At 44.3% G+C, this 13,361-nt stretch carries 11 protein-coding genes; 5 read left to right on the top strand and 6 right to left on the bottom strand.

Features of this window, described 5'->3' with window-relative positions; translation table 11 throughout:
- Window positions 1–261 precede the first annotated feature (261 nt).
- The 5 genes from hofQ to pilM are packed head-to-tail and all read right to left on the bottom strand — an operon-like array spanning window position 262 to window position 3,974.
- The gene (gene hofQ, locus YWE_RS26840) at window positions 262–1,593 is read right to left on the bottom strand and encodes a DNA uptake porin HofQ (RefSeq protein WP_084167014.1); all 1,332 of its coding nucleotides are present in this window, start codon (window positions 1,591–1,593) and stop codon (window positions 262–264) included.
- A 2-nt stretch (window positions 1,594–1,595) separates the two neighbouring features.
- On the bottom strand, window positions 1,596–1,994 hold the full coding sequence (locus YWE_RS0106880; protein WP_029093859.1) for a hypothetical protein: 399 nt from the start codon (window positions 1,992–1,994) through the stop codon (window positions 1,596–1,598).
- Window positions 1,994–2,569, bottom strand: a complete 576-nt coding sequence (locus tag YWE_RS0106885; protein ID WP_029093860.1) for a hypothetical protein — start codon at window positions 2,567–2,569, stop codon at window positions 1,994–1,996. The genes YWE_RS0106880 and YWE_RS0106885 overlap by 1 nt, the downstream gene beginning before the upstream one ends.
- Window positions 2,566–3,111 (bottom strand): PilN domain-containing protein, encoded by a 546-nt coding sequence (locus tag YWE_RS0106890; RefSeq protein ID WP_029093861.1) that lies wholly within the window; start codon window positions 3,109–3,111, stop codon window positions 2,566–2,568. Before YWE_RS0106890 ends, YWE_RS0106885 begins: the two co-directional genes overlap by 4 nt.
- On the bottom strand, window positions 3,111–3,974 hold the full coding sequence (gene pilM, locus YWE_RS0106895) for a type IV pilus biogenesis protein PilM (protein WP_029093862.1): 864 nt from the start codon (window positions 3,972–3,974) through the stop codon (window positions 3,111–3,113). The genes YWE_RS0106890 and pilM overlap by 1 nt, the downstream gene beginning before the upstream one ends.
- A 122-nt stretch (window positions 3,975–4,096) precedes the next feature.
- Between pilM and mrcA the strand changes: the two genes are divergently transcribed.
- On the top strand, window positions 4,097–6,694 hold the full coding sequence (gene mrcA / locus YWE_RS0106900) for a peptidoglycan glycosyltransferase/peptidoglycan DD-transpeptidase MrcA (RefSeq protein ID WP_029093863.1): 2,598 nt from the start codon (window positions 4,097–4,099) through the stop codon (window positions 6,692–6,694).
- 75 nt (window positions 6,695–6,769) lie between these two features.
- On the opposite strand, the gene nudE is transcribed toward mrcA, so the two are convergent.
- Window positions 6,770–7,321 (bottom strand): ADP compounds hydrolase NudE, encoded by a 552-nt coding sequence (gene nudE, locus YWE_RS0106905; RefSeq protein WP_029093864.1) that lies wholly within the window; start codon window positions 7,319–7,321, stop codon window positions 6,770–6,772.
- 424 nt (window positions 7,322–7,745) lie between these two features.
- On the opposite strand from nudE, the gene YWE_RS0106910 reads away from it, so the two are divergent.
- The 4 genes from YWE_RS0106910 (at window position 7,746) to pckA (ending at window position 13,283) form a co-directional block, all read left to right on the top strand.
- Window positions 7,746–9,929, top strand: coding sequence for an IgaA/UmoB family intracellular growth attenuator (locus YWE_RS0106910; RefSeq protein ID WP_029093865.1), 2,184 nt, complete (start codon window positions 7,746–7,748; stop codon window positions 9,927–9,929).
- Window positions 9,930–10,073: 144 nt separating this feature from the next.
- Window positions 10,074–10,481 (top strand): ribosome-associated heat shock protein Hsp15, encoded by a 408-nt coding sequence (gene hslR / locus YWE_RS0106915; protein ID WP_029093866.1) that lies wholly within the window; start codon window positions 10,074–10,076, stop codon window positions 10,479–10,481.
- A 63-nt stretch (window positions 10,482–10,544) separates the two neighbouring features.
- Window positions 10,545–11,429, top strand: a complete 885-nt coding sequence (gene hslO, locus YWE_RS0106920; RefSeq protein WP_029093867.1) for an Hsp33 family molecular chaperone HslO — start codon at window positions 10,545–10,547, stop codon at window positions 11,427–11,429.
- Window positions 11,430–11,648: 219 nt separating this feature from the next.
- A complete protein-coding gene (pckA, locus tag YWE_RS0106925; protein ID WP_029093868.1) occupies window positions 11,649–13,283 on the top strand; it encodes a phosphoenolpyruvate carboxykinase (ATP) in 1,635 nt (544 codons plus the stop codon).
- Window positions 13,284–13,361 lie beyond the last annotated feature (78 nt).

Genomic DNA, 13,361 nt, shown 5'->3' on the forward strand with positions numbered 1-13,361 from the left:
ATCAGACTGGAAATTATCTCAACACTATAGGTAGTTTGGCAACCGAATAAATTCGCTGCATTAGCTTCCGATGGGTGAAATGATAAATTCCCCATCAAATCCAACCCTAAACCTCATCGCTTGGTTTGATTCAGATAGACACTTGTAAGCTAAATCAGTCAACTCGTCAAATTTCCATGAGATTAAAAAAGAAAATAAACCGGTTGACCCGACGATTACCCGCTAAAAAAATTAAGCGTAATAATTTTATCTTATAGAATATTAACCACTTTCTATTTCGTTGTCTGATAATATTGGCGATGGTGTGATGATCGTCGGTGTAATAAAAATAACTAACTCCCGCCGGTTCTGTTTATTCGATTTTCGCTGAAAAAGTGCTCCAAGCAGAGGTATATCGCCTAAAAAAGGGACGTTTTCCATACCTGACATCTTGCTTTGCTGAAAAATGCCGCCCAGAACGATAGTTTCGCCATCAGAGACCGAAACTTGAGTTTTAATTTCCTGCGTATCAATAGTGAGTATTTCACCACCGTCACCTTTCTTTAGGCTTTTACCCGGCATATTCTGGCTAATCAGTAAGTCCAGTTCTAACCGCCCTCCCTGAAAAATTCGAGGAGTGACTTCTAATCCCAAAACCGCCTGTTTAAATTCAATCGATGTTGCTCCGCTGGAGCCACTTGATACTTCATAGGGGATCTCAGTTCCCTGCTTAATACTCGCCGTCTGTTTATTGACGGTCAGTAAGCGGGGGCTGGCAATGATATCGACATTATTTTCTGCCTCAAGTGCGGATAGCTCAAGGTTAAGAAACCGCCCCTTCAAGCGAGCAACCTGAAACCCTACCTGACCTGCCGGACTGGCAACGGGAAGATTAATATTAAATTTTCCGCGCATAGCGTCACTATTCAAATCAGTATCACTACTTAGTCCCCATTTAACCCCTAACTCTTCAAGGTTTTCATGATTCATTGTTACCACATAGGCGGTCAGCAAAACCTGAGGTTGAGGATAATCAACTTGCTGAATAAAAGCGCGAACGGCCTCTAACGAGTGACTAATATCCCGAACTATAATGGTATTAGTTCGGGTATCAGCAATAACACGCCCCCGCTCCGAAAGCAGGCTGCCTTTTTGGCTATTGACCATTTTGGCTAACTCAGTGACATCGGCATAACGCACTATGTGCTTAAATGTGGTTAACGGTTGCTCAGCTGTCCGCTGTTGCTGAATCTGTTCACTATGTTGACGACGGGCCTCCCTTTCTTGTCGAGGCATTACGATCATGACATTTCCATCGAGCTCTACCTCAAGCTGCCCCGCTTTTAAAATAACTGACAATGCCTGTTTCCAGGGCACGTTATCTAAACGGATACTCAATTTACCGTTCACGCTCTCCATCACCACTAAATTCAGATGTTGATAATCAGCTAACGCCTGCAATATTACGCTCAGAGGTGCATCCTGAAACTCCAATGAAATAGGCTTATTGGGTTGTTCCGGTTGTGCGAATAAAGCGGACGTAAAAAACAGGCTAAATATTGTCAACGCGGTTGTATATGCGAATGAAATCCAAAGGTTTCGGATGAAACGCATCATCACTTCCTTATGTTCAGTTCAATGGACTGTGTTGAATTACACCGCAACTCAGGCGAAGTCGAAGGCGAGAACAAAACGGTTCCGTAACCAATACGCTTAACCTGCCAATGAGCAACCGGTAATCTGACCTGTAAAAACACTTTAAGCCATTCGCCAGACGGCACCTGAATCCACCCTTTTCGCTCTGATTCTTGCCCAATAACGCCACGCAGGCGCCAGCTTGAGATGATTGAACCTTCGTCTTGTATCTCTTTTTGGCATACTGGCTCTAAGACCTCGGCAAAAGGATCCCGCCGGTTCAATTCAAGAGAAAGTACGCTGAGCCCTTCTGCCAACGTCAATGAATGCCGGAATAGACAAAGGATTAATCCAAGTATGGCGAGTAATAATCGACTCACTAATCCTCCATGTTTAGCTGATATAAGCTTAAGCTTATGGTTAGGTTTAGGCGGCCCGCTTCGCCAACCATCGTCAGATTTTCAATCGTGAATAACCGAGTCCCTTTATTAATAAGCTGAATAAACTCAAAAAATTGGAAGTAGCTGGCCTTTATATTTAGCTGCCAGCGATAAACAATAAAGCCTGCGTCCTCATCTGCCACGGTCGGCTGACGTTTTAAGCCAATAAGCTGACCACCCGATAGCTTTACGTAATCAGTAACCTGCTGGGTTAATTTCGCCGTTAGCGATGAACGATAGCGATGGGGTTGGTGCTGTTCTTTTAACCGCTGAACCCGATCAATCAGTTGTTCCGCTAACGGCAAAGTAGCTAATTGTCGCCGATAGCCATCAGATAATATCTGGGCGGTCATAATCTGCTGGTGGGTAGCCTGATTACCTGAGCGGACGGGCATAATAAAGAAATACCAAAGGACGCTAAAAAGCGTCAGACTGGCAATGACTCCCACCAGATGACGAATCCATGCAGGGCCCGATGCAATAAATTGCCAGTCGATATCAGGCGTAAGATTCACAATGAACCCCCGCTCCGCTGCGCTGAAATAGAGAAAATGAACAGATCGGCATCTGCCGTAGAGGCAGTAATCTTGCCTAGTTGAACATTTTGGACCAAAGGCATACTTTCGGTTTGGCGATAAAAATCAACTACGGATAGATATCCTCTACCCTGACCCTCAATGTTCAAGCGAGAGCCAACAATATCGATGCGCTTAAACCCAATGGAAGGTGTTAAGGTTTTTTCAAAATAGGTAAAAACTTGCCCCAAACTGGATACAGACGTTTTAATCCGAAGAATTTCTTGTTGGTAGCCAACCTGTCTGGCAAGTTCTTTTTGATATCGCTTAATCTCAGCCAGTTGTTTAACCTGTTGGAGATTGAATTCCGTAACTGCCGCCAGAGTTTCAGCTAATGCATGTTGTTGAGTATTCACTGAATAAGCCGCCAATCCTAAGCCACTGACTGCACAAGCTAAATAACAGAGAACCAGCAAGACAAATCGTTTCACTCTTTTTTGCTGCTTCTCAATGCGCCACGGAAGAAAGTTAACCTGTAGCATTAAGCATCCTCACGCCTTAATGCTAAGCCACATGCCAGAACGAACTGATGAGGCTCATCTGGCAGCGGGGGTTGCATTTGATGCAACGCCACCATAGGAGACCAACACTGGACATTCGCCGGCAGTTCGGAAGTATCACCCAAGCCGCTAAAGTAAATATTATCAATATGTTGCCCTGATAGTTGGCGAAAAGTTTGTAAAGCGCATGCCATTCTGTCCGGACATGATTGCCCGTCATTTGGCAATAAACGATAGGCAAACGCCTGATTAAGTGGTGATACAACAAGATACTGATGTTCTAACTGATGCACTAATAAGTAGTCAGAATTGATAGCCGCCATGCTGGCCATCGCTCTTAAAACACAGGGGACAGTATCAATAATGTCTGGAAATATACCAGCTTGAGCTAACAGCGTTGTCCATCGCTCAATGTCAGTACGCCGGGCCGCAGTAATCACCATATTCTTGGTACTTTCCGATTCTGGAGATACTGAAGAGATCGCTCGATAATCAACGGTTAACTCCCTTGCCGATAAAGGAAATAGCTTGACCACAGACGCCTCGACAAACCAGCCCTGCTCCTGTGGCGAAAGCTTTTGCGCAGGCAAACTAACTGATTGCTGAAGTATGGCTCCTGCAGGAAGAGCCACCCTGATAGAAACACCTTTTGGTAGCTGTCGGTGCCATTTTTTAAGTGCCTCAATAAATTGATACGAATTTGTTGTATCGGCATGACTAAACAGCGGGGCTATCACGGGCTGGTAAAACCAATGCCTCAATTGCCAGCCATAGCGTTGATGTTGAACGGCAAAGGCGTAAAAACCGCTTTCCTGAATATCTAAACCAACCTGCCAGATCCTCATTTTTTGAACTCTCCTTTTCATCTTCCGCCGATAAAAGAACGTATCCACAAAGCAACGTTGCCTTTATACTATCCAGTAGCTGTTTATAAACCACACAGTGGCCACGTTATGGGAAATCTCAGGTGAAGTTCGTAAAGTATCTTTTCATTATTGCAATCTGTTGCTTTTTTTTGGGAATTGGCGCTATTTTTGGTCTCTATAAGTATCTTGAGCCAGAGTTGCCGGATGTCTCTACCCTAAAAGAGGTCCGCTTACAGACACCTATGCAGGTGTTCAGTGCCGACGGTGAACTTATCGCTCAGTTCGGTGAGAAGCGTCGTATCCCGTTAACGCTGGAGCAAATCCCACCGCAGCTAATTCATGCATTTATTGCAACTGAAGATAGCCGCTTCTACGAACACCACGGAATTGATCCGATTGGTATCATTCGTGCTGCAGTAGTGGCCGTAAATGCAGGTTCTGCCAAGCAAGGGGCGAGTACTATCACCCAGCAGTTGGCCAGAAACTTCTTCCTGAGCCCTGAAAAAACCATCATTCGTAAAGCCAAAGAGGCTTTTCTTGCGATACGCATTGAAAAGTCGATGACCAAAGATGAAATTCTTGAGCTTTATCTGAATAAAATTTATTTGGGTTATCGCGCTTATGGCGTGGGTTCAGCTGCACATGTTTACTTTGGTAAAGAGGTCAGTCAGCTAACCTTAAGTGAAATGGCGATGATTGCAGGCTTACCTAAAGCCCCATCCACTTATAATCCGCTCTACTCACATGACCGCGCCCTAACGCGTCGCAATACTGTGCTTTATCGCATGCTGGAAGAGAAATACATCACCCAGCAAGAGTATATGGATGCGAAAAACTCACCGTTAATCGCAAACTATCATGAACCTGAAATTGCCTTCGCTGCCCCATACTTAGCAGAAATGGTGCGTCAGGATATGATGGAGCGCTATGGTGAGAATGCATACACCGATGGCTATAAGGTTTACACCACCATCACTAAAAATCTGCAAGTGGCCGCCACTGAAGCCGTGCGCAACAATATCATCCAATATGATATTCGCCATGGCTATCATGGCCCTTCAAGCGTGTTGTGGAAAGCAAGTGAAACGCCATGGGATAAGCAGCAAATTGTTGATTCTTTAAAGGCTATCCCTAGCTATGGCCCGCTTACACCGGCCGTTGTAACTCAAACCGAAGCACAGCAGGCAACGCTGATGTTAGCCGATGGACAACCGCTGGTATTGCCGTTCTCTGCTATGCGCTGGGCTCGCCCGTTCCTTAATGACCGAGCTATGGGCCCTAGCCCGAAAAAAGTTACCGACGTCGTTCAGGTTGGACAACAGATTTGGATACGTAAGAATAATGATGATGCCTGGGTTTTATCACAGGTACCGAATGTAAACTCAGCATTAATCTCACTCGACCCTCATGACGGAGCAGTAAAAGCCTTAGTCGGTGGATTTGACTATAACCACAGTAAATTTAATCGAGTTACTCAGGCCGTTCGTCAGGCAGGTTCAAACATTAAGCCATTTGTATACACCGCAGCATTGGACCGTGGCTTAACGCTGTCGACTTTATTAACCGACTTACCGATCAGCCTGAGCGTTGGCGGTGGTAAAATCTGGTCACCCAAAAACTCACCGCCACGATATGACGGCCCACTGCGTCTTCGTGTGGGTTTAGGCCTGTCAAAAAACGTTATGATTGTTCGTGCTATGCGGGCCGTTGGCGTTGACTATGTTGCTGATTATCTGCAACGTTTCGGATTCCCGGCACAAAATATCTCTCGAACAGAATCACTGGCGTTAGGTGCCGCATCCTTTACGCCAATGCAGGTTGCCCGCGCCTATGCAGTCTTTGCAAATGGCGGATACTTAATTGACCCTTACTTTATTTCAAAAATAGAGAATGACAGTGGTTCAGTCGTATACGAAGCCAAGCCTAAAGTTGCCTGCGGATTTGACTGTGATATTCCAGTTGTTTTTGGTGATACCGAAAAATCCCAGGCCCTGATAAGCAATACCATTGATTTAAGCACGCAGACCGATGAAGCAGCTGCGACTGCTCCACAACCAACTGACCCTAGCGATGATGGTAGTGATGAAGTCGATCCGTTAACTGAAAGTGCCGTTAACAGCATCGTTCCTGTCCCTAATCTGGAAAAGATTGATCCTAATAAGGTGCCAGTAAAAGATGAATCACCTTATGCTCCGCACGTCATTAGCTCTGAGTTAGCCTTCCTGATGCAGGATGCGTTAAAGAGTAATGTCGCCGGTGAGCCGGGCGGCGGGTGGAATGGTACAGGCTGGCGAGCTGCCAGAGATCTCAAACGTAATGATATCGGTGGTAAAACCGGTACGACTAACGGTTCAAAAGACGCTTGGTTCTCGGGCTTTGGCCCATCTACCGTCACCTCAGTCTGGATTGGTTTTGACGATCATCGCCGTGGTTTAGGCCGTGGTGAAGCCGGGGCGCAAAGTGCCCAGCCGGCTTGGATCGACTTTATGAAAGTCGCATTAAATGGTCTGCCGGTTCAACAAACGCCTAAGCCTAAAGGCATTATTAGCGTCATGATTGATATGTATAGCGGCCAGTTAGCCAGCGGCGGGCGTAGTAAATCAGAATTCTTTATTAAAGGAACTGAGCCAACTACCCGTGCTGTTTCAGAAATAGGTACCACGGTAACTGACGGTGGCGAAACACAAGAGCTATTCTAAACCGCACTCACTAAAAAGGCCGTTCAACTGAACGGCCTTTTTGTTTAATATTTTTATATCCGCCAATACAGCCAACTATCTCTGGTTTAGATACTCTCTGGCAAGAAATAGTGCACTCACATTACGCGCTTCATTAAAATCACTTAGTGCTAACAGCTCTATCATCTTACTCTGTGGCCAGCTCACCAGCGTTAACGGTTCGGGCTCATCCCCTTCAAGCTTCTGCTCATATAAATCTTCGGCCAATACGATGGTCATTGTGCTGGCGAAATAGGATGGAGCAAGCGTCAGTTTAGAAAGAACCGTTAACTTTCTCGCACCGTAGCCAATTTCTTCCATCATTTCTCTATTTGCCGCAACCAGAACATCCTCATTCGGTTCCACCAATCCTTTAGGAAAACCAAGCTCATAATCTTCTATTGCCACCGCATATTCTCTAATTAAAAGAATATTGTCATTCAATACCGGTACAATCATTACCGCCTGACGCCCTTCCGGTAATAAGCGTTCATAAACTCGACTTTCACCGTTACTGAAGGTTAAATCGACCGACTGAATCCTGAACATACGCGAGCTGGCCACAGTCTCAACATTAAGTATTTTAGGTTTTTGTTGTGTTTTACTCATCGCTTATGTCCCGGACAGGAAAATTCCCATAATGAAATATATCTGATTTTGTTTATAATACAGCTGATAACTTATTTCTGGTCGACTAACCAAGCTAAAATTGAAAGATCGCTGATAGTTTACCTTACTATACTCAAAATAATTCAAGGTATAGGATAAAAAGACCATAGGCATTTTTGAACAGTACGCAGCTCCTTACCTAAAGGGAGAAGTGCAGCCACTCATTCTAGCCAATCGACTTTTATATAGAGAACGATTTACAGGTTACCTCTGGTAAATGAGTCAACCAAGCATGGCATATAGAGAGTAAGACGTTTCGCTAATTGTGCAAGGATCTCAAATAGTGAACCATACAGAAATAGATTGAACCATTATTAATAACAACCAATTACAAAATTAGCGGGCTTATCTGTGAGAGTTTTCCATGTTAGTAAGTGATGATGTAAACGTATTCATCATATTATTGCTTATTATTTTTGTTGTGCTTCTGGGCATGGCTATCTACCAATGGAAATTACGCAACAAAATCAGAAACAGCGAAAATAACGATCACAACTTACCTTTTGTACATAACAGCAATCGTAAATTGTCGCTAGACGAAAAGTTAGCTATTGATGAATATCTGGGATTTCTGGAAACGCAAAATAAAGAGCAAAATAAAACGGCTACATCCATTAAGTCGGCCCTGACCCCCTATAGTGACAATATATATTCATTCAATGCGCCCATTACTACGCTCATTACCTCTGATGAAAAAAATCCAATTAAGCGCTATTACATTAACGGTATTGAAATCGCACTTGATTCCGACTGGATTGAGTACATTCAGGATATCAATCAGGTAGACGTGGTTAAAACGCAAACTATTCCATTAGTTATCGAATTAAACGGGCAAAAGCTGACTGACTATGTATTAACCAAACGCCAGCAAACTCAGCCAGAACCGCAACCACAGCAAAAATCGTTCGAAAATAGAAATCAAGAAAATAACGAAAACGTTGAACTGATTCGGCTACGTAAAGAAACGGTTGAAGAATTTAACTTAAAGCATAAAAAACGGCTCTACGAATCGGTCATTCTTTCCGTTGCTTATACTATTATCTTCTTTAGCTTGCTTAGCCCTACCGTGCTGCTGCCATGGTTAATTATTCTAGCTGGGGTTCTGCTGGCAATTGGATTGTGGCGTTTACTTCGCTACTCCACCAAACGCACCCAGTTCAATATTCATTGCCTACGGGGAACGCCTAAACGATGGGGGCTGTTTGGTGAGTCTGACACTGACCAATTAACCAATATTTCTGTTGGCACCATTGATTTGATTTATCCCCCTCACTGGCAGCCTTATATTGGCTATGATATCGGCCATACCACCAATATTGATATTTATATAAATCGCCACGTAGTGAAGCAAGGTGACTTCTTGTCATTACATGATGAGTCAGTCAATTTCCCGCTACATCACTGGGGGAAAAATCTGGTTCTGGCAATCACTTCCCTGTTTATCATTCTATTATTAGTATCATTCATTCCGTTAAAGCTTCCGCTTCAACTGAGTATGGCGTGGCTACAGGGTACGAAGAATGTCACGGTGACTACGCCAGAACAACTGGCTGCGGCAAATATCAAAATAGGCGATCGCTTAACTGTCAGTGGTAATGGTATGTGTAGCATACCGGCAATATACCGTAGTGATATCACCTACCCGTTTATGCCTTTTGACTGTACGGAAGTGTATTGGGGGGTAACAGACTTACCTTCGCTGCCGTCATCAGCAGTCATCGATAATGCTATTGCACTGCTGGATAGCATGAACTATCAGCTTAGCCCGTTAAATGTTCAGGCCGCCAAAAGTAATCCTGAATTAGCTAAAACAGCGCAGAAGGCCGGCATGACGGTAATCCCTGATTTTTCTGACATTGTGATAAAAACAGAAAACTTATGTCGTGATTCTGGTGACTGTCGCCGATTAAAAAACTCTTTATTAGTTCTGAGTAATGAAAAAGAGTGGGAATCTTTGGTTGAAAAATCTCAAAATCAATCAATTCAAGATACTGATGTATTCCTGCGCCCGGTCGCCGCTGATGCACTTCGTTCTCAGGTAAACTCAATAGTGTCATCCTTTTTCTACAGCCAAACACACTTGGCTGCACAGGCGTTATACAACAAACCTAAAGGTGGTTTTTACATCAGAAATGATGATGATGAAAAACAGATGGTCAATAATGAAGATATCCAGGATTTAATGCATCCTAGTATTCCACTTGACACGCTTTATGATAATACTGCTATTAAACAATGGTTTGAGTTGCAACGGCTGTCGAAAACATTGCTGAATACGGATTTTTCATCCAGCGGCATCGTTATCGAACTTGGCAAAATGGATAACGACACCACAAGAATCTCGCTGCATAGCGAATCCAGCCTAATCTCGTTTTGGCGCTACTTTGGCGCAAGCCTGCTGTTTATCGTGATGCTCTGTAGCCTGGTTTACAATACCATCATGTTAGGGATTCGCGTCCGTAAGAACTCACAGCGGATATCAAAAATTCAGGATTATTACGATCGGTGTTTTGCGAAAAATTTAAGGCTCAAACTGCAGCAAAGCTAATACGTATATTATCCGCCGCTAACAAACAGGATGCTGCCTTGATTTTCGGCATTTTGCCCATATGTTTAAGTATCTGAATATTTCATCCTGCGTTATCCAGCCGAATGTTGCACGATTAGCCGCCGCAGTGAATCAGGAGAATTTATGTCTGCCAAAATAACCGAAGAGCCAGAAATACGACTCGATAAATGGCTTTGGGCTGCCCGTTTTTATAAGACCAGAGCCATTGCCAGAGAGATGGTTGATGGCGGTAAGGTTCACTACAATGGCCAACGGGCTAAACCCAGTAAATTGGTTGAAGTCGGCGCTGAAATTCGATTACGTCAGGGTAACGATGAGAAAACAGTGCGTATAGCCGCTCTCAGTATCCAGCGGCGCGGAGCAAACGAAGCTCAGCAACTTTATACTGAAACAGCCGAGAGCATTACCAAGCGAGAGAGCGTATCGCAAGCCCGTAAGTTAAATGCGCTTACTATGCCCCACCCAGAGCGCAGGCCAGATAAAAAAGAGCGACGCGACTTAATCAAATTTAAATATGGCGAGAATGAATAATCGATCTTGGTGCTGATACTAAAGACACCATTATTTATCGCTCGCCTTAATGAGAGAAGAGAAATGCCAAATACAGACAAGCTCCACCGTTACCTATTTGAAAAACATGATGTCCGGGGAGAATTGATCTCCTTGAGCGATACTTATAGCCAAATACTTGAAAATCATGACTACCCGGTTGCCGTTCAACGTCTGTTAGGCGAAATGCTGGTTGCCACCAGCCTGCTAACTGCAACCTTAAAGTTTAACGGTGATATTACCGTTCAGCTTCAGGGTGACGGACCGGTTAAGCTGGCGGTGATTAACGGTGACAACTTACAACAAATGCGCGGCGTTGCCCGGTTACAGGGTGAAGTTGGCGAACACGACTCATTAAAGCAGATGATCGGTAACGGCTACTTAGTCATTACCATCATGCCAAAAGAAGGTGAGCGTTATCAGGGTGTTGTCAGTATTGACGGTGAAACGGTTGCCGAATGTATTGAAGAGTACTTCCGCCAGTCGGAGCAGCTTCCCACTCGCCTATTTATTAAAACCGGTGCGCATAATGGTAAAGCGGCTGCGGCGGGTATGCTGCTACAAGTATTACCAGCACACCAAAGTAACATCAGTGAATTTGAACATCTTGCCGCATTGACTGAAACAATCAAATCTGAAGAATTATTCAGCCTGAATGTGGAAGAGATATTACATCGTCTATATCACGAAGAAGATGTCACATTATTTGAATCGCAAAATGTCAGTTTCCACTGTACCTGTTCCAGAGATCGCTGTGCTCAAGCACTGATTGCCGTCTCTCCGGCAGAGATTGACTCGCTTCTGACCGAAGATGGCAATATTGATATGCATTGTGATTATTGTGGCAATCATTACATTTTCGAAAAAATGGATATCGATGCAATTCGTTTAAACAGTGGCAGTGATATTGGAAACAATACTCGCCATTAATCTTAATACCGGGAATGAAACGCATTCATTCTCGGTACATCCGTCTTATTATCTGGCTATTTACCTCCCCTTAATCGTTTCACGTCTCATATTCTAGCGACCTAGATCGCATCTCTTATCAAAATTTAGAACAATATGCCGAACCTTGATAGTTGTCTCAGTCATCGTCAGGAAAGCCTTTACAATCATATTCAGTATTCATCTTTTTAAGGAAAAATTATGAGCACAAACCGCATCACAGCAAAAGACCTGACAACTTATGGGATCCAAGGTGCCACTGAGATCGTGTATAACCCAAGCTATGATTATCTGTATAAAGAAGAAACACGTTCGGACCTGCAAGGATTTGAAAAAGGTAAGCTAACTAAATTAGGTGCAATATCCGTTGATACCGGTATTTTCACCGGACGCTCACCTAAAGATAAGTATATTGTTCGCGATGATACAAGCCGAGATACCGTCTGGTGGGCAGATCAGGGAAAAGGCAAAAACGACAATAAACCTATTACTCCGGCAATATGGGCTGACCTAAAAAAATTGGTCGCAAATCAACTTTCAGGTAAGCGCCTATTTGTTGTTGATGCTTACTGCGGAGCCAATGCAGACACTCAATTAAAAGTTCGGTTCATCACAGAAGTCGCGTGGCAAGCACACTTCGTTAAGAATATGTTCATCCGCCCCACCGATGAGCAGCTACAAAATTTTGAACCTGACTTTATCGTTATGAACGGTGCCAAATGCACCAATCCTAACTGGAAAGAGCAAGGTCTTAACTCTGAAAACTTTGTTGCCTTCAACTTAACCGAGCGCATACAGCTGATCGGCGGAACCTGGTACGGCGGAGAAATGAAGAAAGGTATGTTCTCTATCATGAACTACCTACTGCCGCTAAAAGGCATTGCCTCAATGCACTGTTCTGCCAACGTGGGCGATAAAGGGGATGTGGCCATATTCTTTGGCCTATCCGGTACCGGTAAAACAACCCTGTCAACCGATCCTAAGCGCCAGTTAATTGGTGACGATGAACATGGCTGGGATGATGACGGAGTCTTTAACTTCGAAGGCGGCTGCTACGCGAAGACCATTAAGCTGTCTCCGGAAGCTGAGCCCGATATCTATAACGCAATTAAGCGCGATGCTCTGCTGGAAAACGTTACCGTGCTCGATGACGGTACCGTTGATTTTAACGATGGTTCTAAAACTGAGAATACTCGGGTTTCTTATCCGATTTATCATATCCAGAATATCGTTAAGCCAGTGTCTAAAGCCGGTCATGCGAAGAAAGTCATTTTCTTAACGGCCGATGCCTTTGGCGTATTACCGCCGGTGTCTCGCCTCACGCCAGACCAAACTCAGTATCATTTCCTGTCCGGTTTTACTGCAAAGCTGGCAGGAACTGAACGCGGAATTACTGAGCCAACGCCAACGTTCTCGGCGTGTTTTGGTGCCGCATTCTTATCCTTACACCCGACGCAGTATGCGGAAGTCCTGGTTAAGAGAATGAAAGCTGCGGGTGCTCACGCTTATTTGGTCAATACCGGCTGGAACGGCACCGGCAAGCGTATCTCTATCAAGGATACACGAGCCATCATTGATGCCATCCTGAATGGCGATATTGATAAGGCGGATACATTCACCCTGCCAATCTTTGATTTAAGCGTTCCGACTTCCTTACCGGGCGTTGATCCTACAATTCTCGACCCACGTGATACTTATGCGAGTGAAGAAAAGTGGCAAGAGAAAGCCAAAGAGCTGGCTAAGCTGTTTATCACTAACTTCGATAAATATACGGATACTTCAGCAGGTGCTGCATTAGTTGCCGCTGGGCCGCAGTTAGAAGAAGAAAAAGTGTAAAGCAGGATAGCGTTCTTCTTAATGCAAAAGGCGCCGTAAGGCGCCTTTTTACCGTTAGCTTGTAACTAAACAGAATAC

This window comes from Budvicia aquatica DSM 5075 = ATCC 35567 (assembly GCF_000427805.1).
In the GTDB taxonomy this organism is placed as follows: Bacteria; Pseudomonadota; Gammaproteobacteria; order Enterobacterales; family Enterobacteriaceae; genus Budvicia; species Budvicia aquatica.